Origin of the sequence: Streptomyces sp. NPDC002032 (genome assembly GCF_042890765.1) — a bacterium.
GTDB lineage: Bacteria > Actinomycetota > Actinomycetes > Streptomycetales > Streptomycetaceae > Streptomyces.
In genome coordinates this window covers 20,725-40,506 of sequence record NZ_JBIASM010000010.1, presented here as the reverse complement: position 1 = coordinate 40,506, position 19,782 = coordinate 20,725, and the positions used below count along the sequence as shown (strand labels likewise).

Genomic DNA, 19,782 nt, shown 5'->3' with positions numbered 1-19,782 from the left:
GTCCTACTCCCGGGCGGCGCGCGCCAGTTCGGCGATCCGGGCCGGGGTCGGCCGGCGCAGCACCTCGTCCAGGCGGCCCATGAACCGCTTCTCGCCCGCCGCCCCGACGATCTCGGCGCACACCGCGGCGAGCATCGCCACCAGGGTGAAGGACGTGCCGCCCAGCAGGTGGAAGTCGGTGTCGGCGCCGACCGAGGCGAGCTCGACATCGAGCACGCGGGCCCAGATCCCGGCCACCTCCCGCTCCAGCGGGTCGTGTGCGGCGGCGACCGGTGGTGCGGCCCCCTCGGTGGCGAACGGGTCGGGCAGCCGGGCCAGGTCCACCTTGCCGTTGACGGTCAGGGGGATGTCCGGCACGGCCACCACGGCCGCGGGCACCATGTACGCGGGCAGCAGCCCGGCCGTGAACGCGGTCAGCTCCGCGGGCCCGGTGGCCGGGTCGGCCACCACGTAGCCGACCAGCACCCCGTCCGCCCCGGCGGCCCGGCGCCGGTCGGCCACCACGGCCCGCACCACGTCCGGGTGCTGCTCCAGGACGCGGGCGATCTCGGCCGGCTCCACCCGGTGGCCGCGTACCTTGACCTGCTCGTCGTTGCGGCCACAGGACTCCAGCTCACCGCTGGGCAGCAGGCGCGCCAGGTCGCCCGAACGGTAGGCCCGGGTGCCGTCGGCGAGGGTCACGAACCGCTCGCGGGTCAGGTCGGGGCGGCCCCGGTAGCCGCGGGCCAGCTGCTCGCCGGCCAGGTACATCTCGCCGATCTCGCCCGGCGCGACGAAGCGCCGCTCCTCGTCCAGGAGGTGGATGCGGGTGTTGTCGGTGGGCACGCCGATCGGGACGGAGGCCGCGTCGGCGTCACCGTCCCGGCCGAAGCGCCGGGTCATGCAGCCGACGGTGGTCTCCGTGGGCCCGTACTCGTTGAAGATGCCGCACTGCGGGCCGAACGCCCGCTGCGCGGCGGCCGCGACCGAGCCGCGCAGCAGCTCGCCGCCGGCGATGACCGCCTTGAAGCCGGCCGGTTCGATGCCGAGGCGGCCGATCAGGTCGAGGTGGGTGGGCGTCAGCTTGATCGCGTTGCAGCCGGAGTCCTCCAGCACCTCGCGCAGCGTGACGTGGTTGAGCTCTCCGGGCACCAGCGCGATCGAGCCGCCCACCAGCAGCGGCAGGAACAGCGCCGTGTTGGAGAGGTCGAAGGCGAGCGAGGTGAACAGCGGGAAGCGGGTGGCGGCGTCGACGCCGTAGACGCGCACGGCCCAGTCGGCGAACGTCGTCAGCGCGCCGTGCTCGACCTCGACCCCCTTGGGCGCACCGGTGGAGCCGGAGGTGTAGATGATGTACGCCAGGTCGCCGGGGGCCGGCCCGTCCGGCAGTTCCCCGGCGGGACCTCCGGCCGGCGGCAGGCCGGCGGTGGCCAGGCGCTCGCAGCCCGCGGGCAGGCAGTCGCGCCCGGCGTGGGCGCGGTCGGTCAGGCACAGGACGGCCCCGGCGTCGGCGAGTACGCCGGCCAGCCTCCGGTCGGGGTGGTGGGGGTCGAGCGGGAGGTAGGCGGCGCCCGCCTTCAGCACGCCCCAGATGGCGGCGACGGCGTCGACGGTACGGTCGGCCAGCAGGCCGACGACGGATCCGCGGCCGATGCCGCGGCGGCGCAGTTCCGCGGCGACGGCGCCGGCGCGGGCGTCCAGTTCCCGGTAGGAGACCTCGCCCTCCGGGCCGGTGAGCGCGACGGCGTCGGGGGTGCGGCGGACCTGCTCGGCGAAGCGGTGGACCACGCTGCGGGAGACGTCGACCGGGCGGTCGGTGCGGTTGCCCTCCCACTGGCGGTGGGCGCGCGGGGACAGGGCCTCCTCGATCCGGTCGAGCAGTGCTTCGGCCCGCTCGGCGACGCCCGGGCCGTCGTACCAGCCCAGGGTGATCTCGGTGCGGCCGTCGACCTCGCACAGGTCCACCTCGGGCGGGCCGACCGGCCCGGAGTTGGGCAGGGCGTAGACGGTGGTGGGGTGGAAGCCGGGGGCGGCGAACTCGGCGAGGTCGAGGCGGCCCATGTGCGAGACGGTGGCCAGCGCCGCGTACCGGTCGATCTTGGCGGAGTAGGCGTCGAGGGCGTTGATCTGCTGGGCGAGCACGTCCAGCGGCACCGACGTCAGGGCGGGCTCGGCGCGGGCGGCCAGGTCGCCGCCGGCGGCGAGGGTGCGCAGCAGCCGCTCGTGGGCGTCCTGCCAGGGCTGTCCGGCGGTGACCTCCAGCAGCGGGTTGTGCACGAGGTTGCCGGTGGTGCGGATGTCGGGGAGGTGGCGGCGCAGGTCGACGGGGACCATGAACCGGCCGGTGTCCAGGCCGGTCGCCTCGGTGATGACGGTGGCGATCTTGGCGACCAGGGCGGGGTGGTTGCCGTCGACGGTGCGCCGGCGCCACAGGAAGCCGCCGCCCAGGGCGGGGCGGGTGCCCAGGCAGGACGGCCAGTTCAGGTCCGGCTTGGGGCCGTCGAACGCGGGGACGCCGACCTTGTCCAGCAGGTCGGTCTCGGTCAGCTCGCTGGGCGCGCCGAGCGGCCCCTCGCCGCGCAGCGCGCGGAAGACCTCGCCGGCCCACAGCAGGACGCCCTTGCCGTCCATCGCGCCGTGGAAGGCGCGGAAGACGACGGTGGCCGGCTCGCCCTCCAGCAGCAGCACCTCGCAGGTCGGGCCGCCGTCGCCCATCAGCGGCACGTGCAGGGCGGGCTCGTCCGCGAAGGTGGTGCGGTCCAGGCCGGCGCCGAGGCCGGTGCGCACCTCGGGTGCGCGGCCGCTGTCGACCCACTCCATGCCGCGGCGGGTCAGCCGGGAGCCGGGGCAGGCGTCGGCGGCCGTGTGGACGGCGGCGGTCAGTGCGGCGCGGTCGATGGTGCCACCGCCCTCCACGAAGACCTGGATGACGCCGGGGACGGAGGGCGGGTAGACCAGGAACCAGCATTCCGTGGGGGACACCGGCCTGCGGTAGGTGCCCGTCTCGGCTCCGACAGCCATCGTGGTCCTTTCTTCGGGGACGTCGTGGGGGTTGGTGTGGGTGTTCAGGGGGTTGGGGTTCAGGTGGTTGGGGTTCAGGGGGCTGGGGTTCAGGGGGTGCCGTGGACGACCGGGCCGTCGGCCGGCCGCAGGGCGCGCGAGCGCCGCAGGTCGCGGTGGACGAAGGCGCGCTGGAGCCAGCGGTCGCGGCCGTCGTAGCGCGGCAGGAAGGAGTTGCGGCCGTGCAGCGCGAGCCGGTTGTCGACGAAGGCCAGGTCGCCCGGGGCCAGGATCAGGGTGGTGGTGACGCGGTCGATCGCGGTGCGCAGCCGGGCGAGGGCCGCAGCGGCGACGTCGTCGAGGGGGGTGGTGCTGGTGAAGTCCACCGTGATGTCGGGGTCTTCGGGGCTGCCCGAGAGCACGCCGGTGGCCTCGGGCAGGCCCTGGTCCTCGCCGAAGGAGGCGGGTGCGGCCGTGACGTAGCGCGGCTGGTGCAGCAGGACCCGGTCGGCGTCCTCCAGCAGCGGCAGCGCGCGGCGGATGGAGGCCACGCGCAGGCCGGCCACGTTCGCGTGGTCGTTGCGCAGGCACATCAGGCCCACGAAGTCGGGGCGGAAGGCGTGGAAGGCGTTCTCGGTGTGCATGTTGAGCGCCACCGAACCGGCGTTGCCCTGGTACTCCTCCATGCCGGGCACCGGCACCACGTCGTGCACGAGCGCGCCCTGCTTCTCCTCGCGGAAGGACACCAGTTCGCCCAGACCCAGCGCGACGAGCGACAGGGCGGCGGCCGGCACGGTGGCGGTGCGCTGCACCGAACCCGCGACCAGCGGGGTGTCCGGGACGGCGCCCCGGTGCCGCGGAAGGTTGCGCACCAGGAGCATGGCGTCGGGGCCCGCGTCGCGGGTGAACCGGCGCAGGGTGCGCCGCAGCCGGTCCGGCAGCAGCGTGCTGCGGTCCCGGGCCTCCCGTACCCACTCCTCGGTGTCGATCCGGGACGGTGCGCTGCGGAGCAGGTCCTCGGCCAGCTCCGCCAGTTCGGCCCGTTCCGGCTCGTCCAGGGTGACCACCGCGTCGTTGCCGACCTTGTCGGATACGTCAACAGACATGCCGTCCCGCTTTCTCGCCGATTACGAATTTCCCACCGGTCAGCCTATGAATGCGGGCGGCCGGCCCCAACCCCTAAAGCCGGGCGGAAAACCCCTCATCATTTCCGGGCGGCGTTATACGGATTCCATCGGAAAACGCCGGATCACCGGCCGGGGAATTCCCCGGCCGGTGATCCGGCGTTCTTCCGTGAGGGTGGTCGGATCAGGCCGGCGCCACCTCGCGCCGCATGCCCGCCGCGGGCAGCGGTCCACGGCCGGCGCCGTCGGCCGGGGCCGGGGCGGGGAGCGCGATGGCGGTCATCAGCAGTCCGTCGCGGGCCATCCAGCGTCCGGTCAGGGTGTGGAGCCGCGTCCCGCGCACGGACGGCCCGGGGAGCAGCAGCCGGGCCGAGAAGGTGCCGTCGTACGGGGCGATGGTGATCGCCGCGTCGGTGAAGTCCAGGCGCCGGCGCATCAGCGGGAACCACGTCTTGTACACGGCCTCCTTGGCGCTGAACAGCAGCCGGTCCCAGTGCACGGGCGGGTCGGTCAGCGGCAGGTCCAGCAGCCGGCGGCGTTCCTCGCGCAGCGAGATGGCCCCCAGCACGCCCTCGGGCAGCGCCAGGTTCGGTTCGGCGTCGACGCCGAGACCCAGGAACGCGTCGGCCGGGGCCAGCGCCGCGCACCGGTATTCGGCGCAGTGCGTGATGCTGCCCACCACCCCGTGCGGCCAGCGCGGTTCACCGCGCGGGCCGGGCACCACCGGCGCCGGCGGCAGTCCGAGTCCGGCCAGGGCGCGCCGGGCGCACAGCCGGGCCGTGGTGAATTCCAGGCGCCTTTTCAGAACGGCCTGACCCAGCGCCCTTTCCTCCTCGGGAAAGAGCATCAGATCCGGTTCCGGATCCCCGAACTCCTCGGCGCTCAGCACGCCCGCGGGAAGAATTTCCTCGATCATGTCACCCCCATGGTGCGCTTTCGCCGCGGCTCTCGCTCACACGGCCGCGGTCGCCCGCAGCCCGTCCGCGATGTCCGCGACGACCGCCTTGCTGTGGTCGTTGAGGAAGAAGTGGCCGCCGCCGTACACCTTCAGGGTGAAGGGGCCGGTGGTGTGCGCCGCCCAGTCCGCGGCCTCGTCCACCAGCGCCTTGGGGTCGGCGTCGCCGACGAAGGCGGTGACCGGGCAGCTCAGGTCGGGGCCGGGCACGTAGCGGTAGGTCTCGGCGGCCTTGTAGTCGCCGCGCAGCGCGGGCAGGGCCATGCGCAGCACCTCCGGGTCGTCCAGGAGGCGGGCCTCGGTGCCGCTGAGCCGCTGGATCTCCTGGATGAGCCGCTGGTCGCCCTGGGCGTGGACGTTCTCGTCGCGGTGGCGCGAGGGCGCGCGGCGTCCGGAGGGGAACAGCGCGGCCGGCACGACGCCGGCCCGGTGCTCCAGCAGGCGGGCCACCTCGAAGCCGACCGAGGCGCCCATGCTGTGCCCGAACAGGGCCAGGGGGCGGTCGGTCCAGGGGGTCAGCGCGGCGAAGACCTGCTCTGCGAGCTCCTGGATGTCGTCGATGCAGGGCTCGTGGCGGCGGTCCTGGCGGCCGGGGTACTGGACGGCCAGTACCTCCACGTCGGGGGCGAGCGCGGCGGAGACGGGGAAGTAGTAGCTGGCCGAGCCGCCGGCGTGCGGCAGGCAGACCAGGCGGACCCGGGCGTCGGGCGACGGGTGGAAGCGCCGCACCCACAGGCCGTTGTCTTCGGTGTTGCTCATGTTCTGGTGCTCCTCGGTCGGTTCGGTCTCGGTCGGGTGTGTGCGGTCGGTCATGCGGTCCGGCCGTCGGGCCGTCAGGTGGTCGTGCGGCCGGCCGTCAGACGGTCGCGGGGAGGGCGTCGAGCGGCCGTGCGGCCGTGGTGAGCCCGTCGAGCCAGGCGTCGAGGTGCCCGGCGGCGGTCCCGGCGTGCTCGCCGATCATCGTGAAGTGGCTGCCGGGGCAGTCCACGGCGGTGTGCGGGAAGTCCCACGCGGCCCGCCAGTCCCCCTCCCCGGTCCACTCCCGCAGCGGCTCGGCGGCACGCAGCAGCAGGGTCGGGGCGGCCGTCGGCTCGGGGCGCCAGTCGGCGAACAGCGGGATGTACGCGGCCCAGGCGGTGACGCGGAAGTCGTCCATCGGCGTGTACGCGGTGGTCCGCTCGGTCATCCCGTCCATCAGCTGCGGGATCCAGGCGGCCATCACCTCGCTGTCCGAGGGGTAGACGTCCAGCAGTGCCTGGCCCAGCGGTGGCCGGCCGGCCGCTTCGAGGTGGCGGGCGAGGGAGTTGGCGACCATGGCGCCGCCGGAGTGCCCGGCGAGGACGAACTCCCGCTCCCCCACCACCTCCAGGACCGCCTCCGCCTGCGCCCGTACGAGGGCCTCCCGGTCGGCGGGCAGCAGCTCCTCGGGGCCGAAGCCCGGATGCGGCAGGGCGTACACGTCGCGCTTGCCGCGGAAGTGCGCGGCCAGCCGGGCGTACTCCTGCGCCCCCGCCAGCGGGGACATGGTGCAGCAGCACACCAGCGCCGGGCCGTCTCCCCCGGAGGCGAGCCGCACCGGGCCGGTGCTGCGGACGAGCTCCGCCGGATCGGTGAACGTGGGCCGGAACGAGGCGAGTTCGAGCAGCAGGCGGGTGTACTGGTCGGGCCGGCCGGCCCGGCGCGCGGTCCCGAACAGGGTGCCGAGCAGGCCCTGGGCCGGCGGGGCCCCGGCCGCTCCGGCGTCCGGGGCGTCCCCGGCGGGGGTGCCCGGGGCGTCCAGGAGCGTGGCCAGATGACGGGCGAGGGCGGTGGCGGTGGGGTGGTCGAACAGCAGCGTGCCCGACAGCTCCAGGTCCAGCAGCCGGGCCAGCCGGTCGCGCAGCTCCAGCGCGGTCAGCGAGTCGAAACCCAGCTCAAGGAAGTCCCGCTCCCCGTCGAGCTCGCCCTCGTCGGCGTAGCGCAGCACGGCCGCGGCCCGTTCGAGGACGGCGGCGCGCAGCAGCGCCTCGCGCGGCCCGGCGGGAGCGGCCGCGATCCGGCCGCGCAGCTCCGCGTCGGCGGCACCCGGCGCCGTGTCCCCGTCCGGCCCGGGCGCGGTGCCGGGCGCGGCCGGGGCACCTGCGCGCGGGGCCGGGGCCGGGGCGCCGGTGGGCTGTGGCCAGTACCGCTGGTGCTGGAAGGCGTACGTGGGCAGCTCGGCCCGGCCGCCGCCCCACGGCCCGTACACGGCCGCCCAGTCGACGGCCGCGCCGCGCACGTGCAGTTCGGCCACGGCGGTGAGCAGGCAGTCCTCTTCCGGCCGGCCCGGGCGCAGGGCCGCGACGGCGGCCGGGGCGGGACCCTCGGCGGGCGGCAGGGCCGCCAGGGACTCCCTGGCCAGCGCGGTCAGTACGCCGCCGGGGCCCAGTTCGAGGAAGGTGGCCGTGCCGGCCGCGCGCAGCCGGCGCACGCCGTCGTCGAAGCGGACGGTGTGGCGCGCCTGGCGCACCCAGTACCCGGCGGTGCGCACCTCGTCGGCGTCCACGGGCTCACCGGTCAGGCCGGAGAAGAGCGGGAGGCGCGGCGGGCGGAAGGCGATGCCCTCGGCGATCCGGCGGAAATCGTCGAGCGCGGGGTCGAGCAGCGCGGAGTGGAAGGCGTGACCGGCCGGCAGCCATTTCGTCTTCACCCCGTGCGCCCCGAACTCCGCCACGACCCGCTCCAGGGCGGTCCGGGGGCCGGAGAGCACGGTGGCGGCCGGGCCGTTGACGGCGGCGACCGCGACGGCGGCGCCGTCCGGATGGCCGGCCAGCACGGCGGCGGCCCGCTCCTCCCCGGCGCGCACGGCGACCATGGTGCCGCCCGCCGGCAGCGCGTCCATCAGCCGGCCCCGGGCCGCCACCAGGGTGCAGGCGTCCGCGAGGGTGAGGACGTCGGCGGCGTGGGCGGCGGCGAGCTCGCCGACCGAGTGGCCGAAGACGAAGTCGGGGACGACGCCCCAGTCCGCCAGGAGCCGCAGCAGCGCGGTCTGGAGCGCGAACAGCGCCGGCTGGGCCCAGCCGGTCCGCTCCAGGAGTGCGGCGCGCTCCGAGCCGGGCTCGGCGAAGGCGACCTCGCGCAGCGGCAGGCCGAGGAGCGGGTCGAGGTGGGCGCAGATCGCGTCGAAGGCGTCGGCGAAGGCCGGCCGGGAGGCGTACAGTTCGCGTCCGGTTCCGGCCCAGCCGCCACCCTGGCCGGTGAACAGGAAGGCCGTGCGTCCGCCGCGTACGGCCTGCCCGGTGATCAGGTCCGGGGCCGGTTCGCCGGCCTCCAGCGCGTGCAGGGAGCGGACGGCGCCCGCCCGGTCGGGGGCGAGGACCACGGCCCGCCGCTCGAAGTGGGAGCGGGTGGTGGCCAGCGCCCGGCCGACCTCCAGCTGCCCGGCCCCGGGGCGGGCCGCCAGGTACGCGGCGAGCTTGCGGGCCTGGCCGCGCAGGGCGGCCGGGGTGCGGCCGGAGACCGGCCAGGGGAAGGCGACGGGCGGCGCCGTCCGGGCCGCGGGCGCGACGCCGGGCTCATGCTCGGCAGCTGCCTGTCCGGCCTGGGGCTGTTCGGCCTGGGGCTGTCCGGCCTGGGGCTGTTCGGCCTGGGCCCCTTCGGGCGGGGCCTGTTCGAGGATGACGTGCGCGTTGGTGCCGCTGACGCCGAAGGCGGAGACGGCGGCTCGGCGCGGCTGGCCCGTCTCGGGCCAGGGCCGCCCCGCCGTGAGCAGTTCGACCGCGCCGGAGGTCCAGTCGACCATCGGGGACGGCTCGTCCACGTGCAGCGTCGCGGGCATGACGCCGTGGCGCATCGCCTCGACGGCCTTGATGACGCCCGCCATGCCCGAGGCGGCCTGCGTGTGGCCGATGTTGGACTTCACCGAGCCCAGCCACAGCGGCCGGTCCGCGGCGCGCCCCTGGCCGTAGGTGGCCAGCAGCGCCTGCGCCTCGATGGGGTCGCCGAGGGTGGTGCCGGTGCCGTGCGCCTCCAGCAGGTCGACCTGGTGGGCGGCGAGCCCGGCGTCGGCGAGTGCCTGGCGGATGACACGGCGCTGGGCCGGGCCGCTCGGCGCGGTCAGGCCGTTGGAGGCGCCGTCCTGGTTGACGGCGGAGCCGCGGAGCACGGCGAGGACCCGGTGGCCGTTCCTGCGCGCGTCGGACAGCCGCTCCAGGACGAGGACGCCCGCGCCCTCGCCCCAGCCGGTGCCGTCGGCCGCGGCCGCGAAGGACTTGCAGCGGCCGTCGCCCGCAAGGCCGCGCTGGCGGGCGAACTCGGCGAACGCGCCGGGCGTCACCATGACGGTCACGCCCGCGGCGAGCGCCAGGGTGCACTCGTCGGCGCGCAGGGCGCGGGCCGCCAGGTGCAGGGCCACCAGCGAGGAGGAACAGGCCGTGTCGACGGTGACCGCGGGGCCCTCCAGGCCGAGCGCGTAGGCGACCCGGCCCGAGATGACGCTGCCCGAGGAACCGGTGAGCAGGTAGCCCTCGGTGCCCTCCTCGGTGCCGAGCAGGCCGGCCGCGTAGCCGGAGCCCGACGCGCCCGCGAAGACACCGGTGGCACTGCCGCGCAGGGTGGCCGGGTCGATGCCGGCCCGTTCGACGGCCTCCCAGGAGGTTTCCAGCAGCAGCCGCTGCTGGGGGTCCATGGCGAGGGCCTCGCGCGGCGAGATCCCGAAGAACGCCGGGTCGAACCCGGTGACGCCGTGGACGAACCCGCCGACGGGGGCGTAGCCATCGCCTCCGCCGCCCTGCCCGTCTGCGTCACCGTCACCGTCGTCGGCCGCCTCTGCATCTGCGTCTGCATCCGCGTCGACGGCTGCGGCCCGGGCCCCGGCGGTGAATCCGGCCGCCTCCCAGCCCCGGTCGTCCGGGAACCCGCCGAGCGCGTCGACGCCCTCGGCCGCCAGCCGGTACAGCTCCTCCGGGGTGTCGGCGCCGCCCGGGAAGCGGCAGCTCATGCCGACGATCGCGACGGGCTCGGCCGCCCGCGCGGCCCCGGCGGCCAGCCGTCCGTTCTCCGTGCGCAGCCGTTGGTTGTCCAGCAGCGTCGTCCGCAACGCGGCGACGACCTCGTCGGTGTTCGTCTCGCTCACCGGTCCCACTCCCCTAGTTCCAGCTCATTCGGATTGGTCGTCGCCCAGCGCCATGCGGATCAGGTCCCGGACGTCCATCGACCCGATCTCGGCGCTGAGGTCGGCCTGCGGCCGCGGCGGGGCGGCATCCCGTACCGCGTCGGCCGCGTCCCCCACGGGGCCCCCGGTACGGGGCCCGTCCGCCGCGGTCGCCTCGGCGGCCAGCCGCCACAGCGCGTCCAGCAGCCCCTCCTCACGGAACCGTTCGAGCGGCACCGCGGCCAGGGCCTCGCGCAGGGCGGCCTCGTCCCCGGTGTCACCCGGACCGGCCCCCTCGGCGGGCAGCAGCTCGGTACGCAGCAGGTCGCGCAGGGCGGTCGGCGCCGGGTGGTCGAAGACCACGGTGGCCGGCAGCCGCAGGCCCGTCGCCGTGCCCAGCCGCTTGCGCAGTTCCAGCGCGGTCACCGAGTCGAAGCCCAGTTCCCGGAAGGCCCGCTCCGGGTCGACGGCGGCGCCGGACGCGTGGCCCAGTACCGCCGCGGCCGCGTCGCACACCAGGTCCAGCAGGATCCGGTCCCGCTCGGACTCGGCCGCGGCGAGCAGCCGGGCGCGCAGCGCGGCCCGCGTGTCGCCGGTGCCGCTCTCCTGCGGGTCCTCGGCCGGCTCCAGCGCGCTGCGCGCCTCCGGCAGGTCCGCCAGGAGCGGGCTGGGGCGGGCGATGGTGAACGCGGGGGCGAAGCGCGCCCAATCGACGTCGGCCACGGTCAGCGTCGGCGTACCGGCGCCGACCGCGAGCGCCAGCGCGGACACCGCCCGCTCCGGCGCCATGGCGCGCACGCCCCGCCGCAGCAGTTCCCGTTCGGCGTCGCCATCCGCCATCCCGCCGCCCGCCCAGCTGCCCCAGGCCACCGAGGTGGCGGCGAGGCCGAGGCCGGCCCGGTACTCGGCGAGCCCGTCGAGGTAGGCGTTGGCGGCGGCGTACGCGCCCTGCCCGGCGCCGCCCCAGACGGCCGCACCGGAGGAGAACAGCACGAAGGCGTCCAGGTCCAGACCGGCGGTGAGTTCGTGCAGGTGCCGGGCGCCGGCCGCCTTGGCGGCGAACACGTCGGCGAAGCCGTCGTGCGTGACGGCGTCCAGGGCGCCCTGCGCGGTGATCCCGGCGGCGTGCACCACGGCCCGTACGGGACCGCCGTCGGCGGCCACCTTCTCCAGGAGCGCGGCGAGCCGGTCGCGGTCGGCGGCGTCGCAGGCGGCGATCGTCACCCGGGCACCCGACTCCTCCAGCTCCCGGGCAAGTTCCCGGGCTCCGGGGGCGTCCGGGCCACGCCGGCCGGTCAGCACCAGGTGTTCGGCGCCGTTCGCGGCCAGCCAGCGGGCTACGTGGCCGCCGAGGGCGCCGGTGCCGCCGGTGACCAGTACGGTTCCGCGCGGCCGCCACGGCCGGGCGGGCCGGCCGGCGCCGCCCGGGACCCGGGTCAGGCGGCGGACGTACGCGGCCGTGTCGCGCAGGGCGATCTGGTCCTCGCCGTGGTCCCCGGCGAGCAGCGCGAGCAGCCGGCGCAGGGAGCGCGCGTCGGTCTCCTCCGGCAGGTCCAGCAGGCCGCCGCGGCGCCCGGGGTGTTCCAGGGCCGCGACGCGGCCGAGGCCCCAGACGGCCGTGTGCGCCGGACGCGTCACGGACTCCGAGCGGCCCACGGCGACCGCGCCCCGGGTGGCGCACCACAGGGGTGCGACGGCGTCCGCGTCGGCCAGGGCCTGGAGCAGGGTCAGGGTGGAAGCCAGCCCCGCCGGCAGTCCGGTGCTCGCCGCCTGCGGCCGTTCGGCCAGGGCCAGCAGGGACAGGACGCCGGCGGGCCGCTCGGCGCGGATCCGCGTGGCGAGCCCGGCCCGGTCCGGCTCCGCGTCGGGCACGGTGATCCGGGTGAAACCGGCGTATCCGTCGGCGAGCCAGCCGGCGATCCGTTCGGCCTCGGCCCGCGCCGCGGGGTCCGCGACCTCGGGGGTCACCAGCAGCCAGTTGCCGGTCGGGGCCGTCCGGGCCGGCTCGGCGAGCGGCTTCCAGGTGACCCGGTAGCGCCAGCCGTCCACCGCCGACTGCTCGCGGCGCTCGCGCCGCCAGTGGGACAGGGCGGGCAGGACGTCGCTCCAGGGCTGGTCGCCGGAGATCTCCAGGGTCGCGGCCAGAACGTCCGCGTCCTCGCGTTCGACGGCCTCCCAGAAGGCGGCGTCGACCGGATCGGCCTGGGCCGTCCCGGACGGCGGGCTGAAGGCCTTGGGCCGGGGCCAGAACCGCTGGTGCTGGAAAGCGTACGTCGGCAGGTCGACACGCTGCGCGCCGGTCCCGGCGAACACCACGGACCAGTCGACGTCGGCGCCGTTCACCCACGCCTCGGCGAGGGAGGTGAACACCCGGCGCAGACCGCCCTCGTCCCGGCGCAGCGAGCCGACGGCCAGGACGTCCATCTCGGCGAGGCCGACGGCGAGGACGGGGTGCGGGCTGGACTCGATGAACAGCCGGTGCCCATCGGCCACGGCGGCCTTCACCGCGTCCTCGAACAGGACCGTATTGCGCAGGTTGCGGTACCAGTACCCGCCGTCCAGTCCGGTGGTGTCCAGCACCTCACCGGTCAGCGTCGAATACATGGGGATCTCGGAGGCTTGCGGGTTCAGTCCGCCCAGCAGCTCGGCCAGTTCGGCCTCCAGCTTCTCCACGTGCGCGCAGTGCGAGGCGTACTCCACCGCCACCCGACGCACCCGGACGCCCTCGGCCGACAGGACAGTGACCAGCTCCTCACAGGCGTCCGCATCACCCGACACCACCGTCGAAACCGGGCCGTTGACCGCCGCCACCGCCAGCCGGTCCCCGAAGGACACGGCGATCCGCTCGGCCGCATCGGCGGCCGACAGCCCGACCGAGACCATGCCCCCCAGACCCGCGATGGCATCGATGGCCCGGCTGCGCAACGCCACGACCTTGGCGGCGTCGTCCAGCGACAGCGCTCCCGCGACGCACGCGGCGGCGATCTCACCCTGCGAGTGCCCGATGACGGCCGACGGACGGACCCCGTACGAGATCCACACCTCGGCCAGCGCCACCATCACCGCGAACAGCACCGGCTGGACCACGTCCACCCGCTCCAGCGGATCGTCCGAACGCAGCACCTCCGTCAGCGACCAGTCCACGTAGTCGGCAAGGGCCTCCTCGCACTCCGCGATCCGCGCCGCGAACACCGGCGAGGAATCGAGGAGTTCGACGGCCATACCGACCCACTGCGAACCCTGCCCGGGGAAGACGAACACCGCCTCCGAGGCCGTCGCCCGGCCGTACACCACGTCCGAGCTGTCGCGGCCGTCGGCCAGGGCCGTCAGGGAACCGGTGAAATCCGGGCCCAGGACGACCGCGCGGTGCTCCATCACGGCCCGGGTCGTCGCCAGCGAGAGGCCGACGTCCACCGCCTCCAGCCCGGCGCGCTCGGCCGTGTACGCGGCGAGGCGCTCGGCCTGCCCCCGGACGGCCGCCTCGGTGCGGCCGGAGAGCACCCACGGCACGGCCGGGGTACCGACGTCGCTCCGCACGGGCGCGGGGTCCGCTTCGGGGGCCTCCGGGGCCTGTTCCAGGATCACGTGGGCGTTGGTGCCGCTGACGCCGAAGGAGGAGACGCCGGCCCGGCGCGGGCGGTCCTCGTCCGCCGCCCAGGTGCGGTCCTCGGTGAGCAGCTCCACGGCGCCCGCCGTCCAGTCCACGTGCGGGGACGGCGCGTCGACGTGCAGGGTCTTGGGCAGCACGCCGTGGTGCATCGCCTGGACCATCTTGATGATGCCCGCGACGCCCGCGGCGGCCTGGGTGTGGCCGATGTTCGACTTCACCGAGCCCAGCCACAGCGGCCGGTCCTCGGCGCGCCCCTGTCCGTACGTGGCCAGCAGGGCCTGGGCCTCGATCGGGTCGCCGAGCGCGGTGCCGGTGCCGTGCGCCTCGACGGCGTCCACGTCGGCGGCGGTGAGCCCGGCGTTGGCGAGGGCGGCGCGGATGACGCGCTGCTGGGCGGGGCCGTTGGGGGCGGTGAGTCCGTTGCTGGCGCCGTCCTGGTTGACGGCGGAGCCCCGGACGACCGCCAGGACGCGGTGGCCGTTGGCGCGGGCGTCGGAGAGCCGCTCCAGCAGAAGCATGCCGACGCCCTCGCCCCAGCCGGTGCCGTCCGCCCCGGCCGCGAAGGCCTTGCAGCGGCCGTCGGCGGCGAGGCCGCGCTGGCGGGAGAACTCCACGAAGGCGCCGGGGGTCGACATCACCGTCACGCCGCCCGCGAGGGCCAGCGAGCACTCGCCGGTGCGCAGCGCCTGCGCCGCGAGGTGGAGGGCGACCAGGGACGAGGAGCAGGCGGTGTCGACGGTCATGGCCGGGCCTTCGAGGCCGAGCGCGTAGGAGACGCGGCCGGAGAGGACGCTGGCGCCGTTGCCGGTGGCCATGTAGCCCTCGACGCCGGCCTGGGCGGCCAGCAGGAGGCCCGCGTAGTCCTGGCCGTTGGTGCCCGCGAAGACGCCCGTGGCGGTGGAGCGCAGCGAGGCCGGGTCGATGCCCGCGCGCTCCAGGACCTCCCAGGAGGCCTCCAGGAGCAGGCGCTGCTGGGGGTCCATGGCGAGGGCCTCGCGGGGCGAGATCCCGAAGAACTCGGCGTCGAAGTCGCCCGCCTCGTGCAGGAAGCCGCCGGAGCGTACGTAGGAGGTGCCGGTGCTGTCGGGGTCGGCGTCGTAGAGCCGGTCGGTGTCCCAGCCGCGGTGCTCGGGCAGGGCGGTGATGGCGTCCCGGCCCGCGGCGAGCAGCTGCCACAGCCGTTCGGGGCTGTCGGCGCCGCCGGGGAAGCGGCAGCTCATGCCGACGATGGCGATGGGCTCGTCGGAGGCGGCGGCGGAGGCGGCGGCGGGCCTCGTGGTGGGCGCGTCGGCGGCGGAGGCGCCGAAGAGTTCCTCCTCCAGGTGCCGGGCGAGCAGGGCCGGGACGGGGTAGTCGAAGACGAGCGTGGCGGACAGGGCCAGTCCGGTGGCGGCGCCCAGGAGGTTGCGCAGCTCCATGGCGGTGAGCGAGTCGAAGCCGAGCTCGCGGAAGGCCTTGCCGGGCGGGACGGCGTCGGCGGAGGGGTGGCCGAGGACGGCGGCGGCCCGGGTGCGGACGAGGTCCAGGAGCAGCCGGCCGCGTTCGGCGGCGGAGGCGCGGACGAGGCGTTCGCGCAGCGGGTCGCCGGGGGCCGGGCGGCCGCCCTGGCCGGGGCCGGCCGCGTCGAGCAGGGCGCGTACCGCGGGGACGTCGTGGAGCAGCGGGGCACGGCGGGCGGCGAGGAAGCCGGGGGCGAAGCGCTCCCAGTCGATCTCGGCCACGGCCGTGAGGGGGGCGCCGCGGTGCACGGCGCGGGCCAGCGCCTCCAGGGCGGCGTCCGCGGCGAGGGCCGGCATGCCGGAGCGGCGCATGCGCTCCTCGACGACGGCGGAGTCGGTGGCCATGCCCGCTCCGGCCCAGGGGCCCCAGGCCAGGGAGGTGGCGGGCAGGCCGAGGGCGTGGCGGTGGGCGGCGAGGGCGTCGAGGAAGGCGTTCGCGGCGGCGTAGTTGGCCTGTCCGGCGTTGCCGAGGAGGCCGGCCAGGGAGGAGTAGAGGACGAAGGCGTCGAGGTCCAGGTGCCGGGTGAGGTCGTGCAGGTGCGCGGCGGCGTCGGCCTTGGGGCGCAGCACGGCGTCGATGCGGTCGTCCGTGAGCTGGTCGAGTACGCCGTCGTCGAGGACGCCCGCGGTGTGGACGACGGCGGTGAGAGGCTCTTCGAGTCCGGCCAGCAGCGCGGCGAGGGCCTCGCGGTCGGCGACGTCGCAGGCGGCGAGGGTGACGCGGGCGCCGAGGGTGCGCAGTTCGTCGGCGAGCCGCTCGGCGCCGGGGGCGGCGGGGCCGGACCGGCTGGTGAGGACGAGGTGGCCGGCGCCGTGGGCGGCGAGCCAGCGGGCGGTGTGGGCGCCGAGGGCGCCGGTGCCGCCGGTGACGAGGACGGTGCCGCGCGGGGTCCATCCGGGCCGGGGGGCCGGGTCGGCGGGGGTGTGTGCGAGGCGGCGGGCGAAGGCGCCCGCGGGGCGGACCGCGACCTCGTCCTCGGCGCCTTCGGTGAGGACGGCGAGGAGCAGGTCGGCGGTGCGGGTGTCGAGGGTGGCGGGGAGGTCGACGAGGGCGCCCCAGCGGTGGGGGTGTTCGCGGCCGGCGGTCTTGCCGTAGCCCCACAGCAGGGCCTGGGCGGGGGCGTCGAGGGGGTCGGCGGTGACGGCCGAGACCGCGCCCCGGGTGACGCACCACAGGGGGGCCCGCAGGCCGGCGTCGCCGAGGGCGAGGAAGAGGGCGTGGGTGCGGTGGAGCAGGGAGCGGCCGGCCGCGATCCCGAGCGGGTCGGTGGCGGCTGTGGGGGCCGGGTCCGTGGCCGCGGGTTCGTCGAGGGCGAGCAGCGACAGGATGCCGTCGGGCGGGGTCAGTTCGCGCAGCCGGGCGGCGAGGGCGGTGCGGTCGTCGGCGGCGGGGGTGAAGGGCACGATGTGCACGCCGCGTCCGGCGAGCGCCTCCAGGACCTCGCGGGCGGCGGCTCCGGCGTGCTCGGGCAGCACCACGAGCCAGGTGCCGGGGGCGCCGGCGGGGCGGGCGAGGGTCAGCGGCCGCCAGGTCACGTCGTAGCGCAACGGGTCCGTGGCGGCGGCCCGGGGTGCGCCGGGAGCGGCGCCGGGGGCGGTGAAGGTGCGGGGGGTGGGCCAGTAGCGCTGGTGCCGGAAGGCGTACGTCGGCAGGTCGACGGCGCGGCCGGGGGTGACGATCCGGCCCCAGTCGGGGCCGGCGCCGCGTACGTGCAGCCGGGCGAGCGCGGTCAGCAGGGCCTGCGGCTCGGGCCGGTCGGAGCGCAGCAGCGGCACGGCATCGGCGGCCGGTCCGGTGTCGCCCGGGCCGGTGGCGCCCGGCCCGGCGGCGGCGGTGTCGGCGAGGCATTCCCGGGTCAGGGCGGACAGGACACCGCCGGGGCCGAGTTCGACGAAGGTGCGCACGCCGCTGTCGTGGAGCCGGTGGACGGTGTCGGCGAAGCGGACGGTCTCCCGGACGTGGCGCACCCAGTGGTCGGGGGTGCACAGCTGGGCGGCGGGCACGGGCCGGCCGGTGAGGCCGGAGACGACGGGCAGGGCCGGCGGCGCGTACGTGAGCTCCTGCGCGACCTGCCGGAACCCTTCCAGCATGGGCTCCATGAGCGGGGAGTGGAAGGCGTGGCTGACGGTGAGCCGCTTGGTCTTCACGCCGCGTCCGGCGAGCGTGCCGGCGATCTCGGTGACGGCCTCGGCCGCGCCCGAGACCACCACGGATTCCGGGCCGTTGACGGCGGCGATGCTCACGTCCGGGTACGCGGCGACGAGTGCGGCGACCTCGTCCTCGCAGGCGCGTACGGAGACCATCGCACCGCCCTCGGGCAGCGCGGCCATGAGCCGGCCGCGGGCGGCGACCAGGCGCGCGGCGTCGGGCAGCGAGAGCACCCCGGCGACGTGGGCGGCGGTGATCTCGCCGACGGAGTGGCCCGCGAGGTGGTCGGCGCGCAGGCCCCAGGCGGTGACGAGGCGGTACAGGGCGGTCCCGACGGCGAAGAGGGCGGCCTGGGTGAAGTCGGTGCGGTGCAGCAGCCCGGCCTCGGCGGAGCCCTCCTCGGCGAAGAGCACCTCGCGCAGCGGGCGCTCCAGGTGCGGGTCGAGGTGGGCGGCGGCCTCGTCGAAGGCGGCGGCGAACTCCGGTGCGGCGGCGTGCAGCGCGCGGCCCGCGCCGAGGCGCTGGGAGCCCTGGCCGCTGAAGAGGAAGGCCACCTTGCCGTCGGCGACGGTGCCGCGCACCAGGCCGGGCGCGTCGTCACCGGCGGTGAGCGCGTCCAGGGCGGTGAGCAGGCCCTCGCGGTCGGGGGCGGTGAGCACGGCCCGGTCCTCGAAGGCGGTGCGGCCGGTGGCCAGGGAGTGCGCGACGTCCGCGACGCCCTGGTCGGGGCGGGCGGCGAGGTGGGCGCGGAGCGCGGCGGCCTGGGCGCGCAGGGCGGCGTCGCCGCGTCCGGACAGCAGCCAGGGCGTCGCGAAGCCCGCCCCGGGCGCGGAACTCGCGGTCTCGGAACTCGCGGTCGCGGAACTCGCGGTCGCGGGGGCCGGATCGGCGGGTGCCGGGTCGGCGGGGGCTTCTTCCAGGATGGTGTGGGCGTTGGTGCCGCTGACGCCGAAGGAGGAGACGCCGGCCCGGCGCGGCCGGTCCTCCCGGGCGGGCCAGGGGCGCGCTTCGGTGAGGAGGTCGACGGCCCCGGCGCTCCAGTCGACGTGCGGGGTGGGGGCGTCGACGTGCAGGGTGCGCGGGAGGGTGCCGTGCCGCATGGCCATGACCATCTTGATGACGCCGGCGATGCCCGCGGCGGCCTGGGTGTGGCCGATGTTGGACTTCAGCGAGCCCAGGTACAGCGGGTCGGCGCCCTCGCGGTGCTGCCCGTAGGTGGCGAGCAGGGCCTGGGCCTCGATGGGGTCGCCGAGGGTGGTGCCGGTGCCGTGCGCCTCGACGGCGTCGACCTGGTCGGCGGTGAGGCGGGCGTCGGCCAGCGCCTGGTGGATGACGCGCTGCTGGGCGGGGCCGTTGGGGGCGGTGAGGCCGTTGCTGGCGCCGTCCTGGTTGACGGCGGAGCCGCGGACGAGGGCCAGGACGCGGTGGCCGTTGCGCCGGGCGTCGCCGAGGCGTTCCACGAGGAGCACCCCGACGCCCTCGGCGAAGCCGGTGCCGTCGGCGTCGGCCGAGAACGCCTTGCAGCGGCCGGACGCCGACAGCCCGCGCTGGCGGCTGAAGCCGATGAACATGCCGGGCGTGGCCATGACGGTGACGCCGGCGGCCAGCGCGAGGGTGGACTCGCGCCGGCGCAGCGACTGGCAGGCCAGGTGGAGGGCGACCAGCGACGAGGAGCAGGCGGTGTCGACGGTGACCGAGGGCCCCTCCAGGCCGAGGGCGTAGGAGACGCGGCCGGAGACGACGGCGGCGGCGCTGCCGGTGGCCAGGTAGCCCTCCAGACCGTCCGCGACGTCGGCCGAGCCCATCAGCAGGGCCGGGTAGTCCTGCCCGTTGGTGCCGGCGAAGACGCCGGTGCGGCTGCCGCGCAGCGACGCCGGGTCGATGCCGGCCCGCTCGAAGGCCTCCCAGGAGGTTTCCAGCAGCAGCCGCTGCTGGGGGTCCATGGCGAGGGCCTCGCGCGGCGAGATCCCGAAGAACGCCGGGTCGAAGTCGCCCGCGTCGTGGAGGAACCCGCCGTCACGGGCGTACGAGGTGCCCCGGTGGTCGGGGTCGGCGTCGAAGAGCGTCTCCAAGTTCCAGCCGCGGTCGGCGGGGAACGGGGTGAGCGCGTCGACGCCGCCCTCGACCAGGTCCCACAGGTGCTCGGGGGACCGGACGCCGCCGGGGAAGCGGCAGCTCATGCCGACGATGGCGAGCGGCTCCGTGTCGCGCGCCTCCACTTCGCGGAGCCGCTCGTGCGCTGTTTCCAGGTCGGCGGAGACCCGCTTGAGGAAGTAGCGCAGTTTCTCTTCGTTCGCCATCTGGGGCGCCATCAGGGGGTTCTCCATCGTCGGCTGGTGGACGGGTCGGGACGGGG

At 76.3% G+C, this 19,782-nt stretch carries 5 protein-coding genes and 1 pseudogene; all 6 read right to left on the bottom strand.

Going from position 1 to position 19,782, the window contains the following annotated elements; translation table 11 throughout:
- Window positions 1–3: 3 nt before the first annotated feature.
- Complete coding sequence (locus ACFYYT_RS22835; RefSeq protein WP_351816997.1) at window positions 4–3,000, bottom strand: non-ribosomal peptide synthetase; 2,997 nt, start codon at window positions 2,998–3,000, stop codon at window positions 4–6.
- An 89-nt stretch (window positions 3,001–3,089) separates the two neighbouring features.
- Window positions 3,090–4,085, bottom strand: coding sequence for a TauD/TfdA family dioxygenase (locus ACFYYT_RS22830; RefSeq protein WP_351816999.1), 996 nt, complete (start codon window positions 4,083–4,085; stop codon window positions 3,090–3,092).
- 202 nt (window positions 4,086–4,287) lie between these two features.
- Entirely contained in the window at window positions 4,288–5,019 is a 732-nt protein-coding gene (locus ACFYYT_RS22825; protein WP_351817002.1) for a 4'-phosphopantetheinyl transferase superfamily protein, read from the bottom strand.
- 36 nt (window positions 5,020–5,055) lie between these two features.
- Window positions 5,056–5,817, bottom strand: a complete 762-nt coding sequence (locus ACFYYT_RS22820) for an alpha/beta fold hydrolase (protein WP_351817005.1) — start codon at window positions 5,815–5,817, stop codon at window positions 5,056–5,058.
- Between the two features lie 97 nt (window positions 5,818–5,914).
- Complete coding sequence (locus tag ACFYYT_RS22815) at window positions 5,915–10,150, bottom strand: beta-ketoacyl synthase N-terminal-like domain-containing protein (protein ID WP_351817008.1); 4,236 nt, start codon at window positions 10,148–10,150, stop codon at window positions 5,915–5,917.
- Between the two features lie 24 nt (window positions 10,151–10,174).
- Window positions 10,175–19,684: pseudogene (locus tag ACFYYT_RS22810) on the bottom strand (type I polyketide synthase); the annotation flags it as partial.
- Window positions 19,685–19,782 lie beyond the last annotated feature (98 nt).

What these genes read in the sequence shown, in the direction of transcription:
- ACFYYT_RS22835 (WP_351816997.1), bottom strand. Translation starts at nt 3,000, where the DNA reads ATGGCTGTCGGAGCCGAGACGGGCACCTACCGCAGGCCGGTGTCCCCC.
- ACFYYT_RS22830 (WP_351816999.1), bottom strand. Translation starts at nt 4,085, where the DNA reads ATGTCTGTTGACGTATCCGACAAGGTCGGCAACGACGCGGTGGTCACC.
- ACFYYT_RS22825 (WP_351817002.1), bottom strand. Translation starts at nt 5,019, where the DNA reads ATGATCGAGGAAATTCTTCCCGCGGGCGTGCTGAGCGCCGAGGAGTTC.
- ACFYYT_RS22820 (WP_351817005.1), bottom strand. Translation starts at nt 5,817, where the DNA reads ATGAGCAACACCGAAGACAACGGCCTGTGGGTGCGGCGCTTCCACCCG.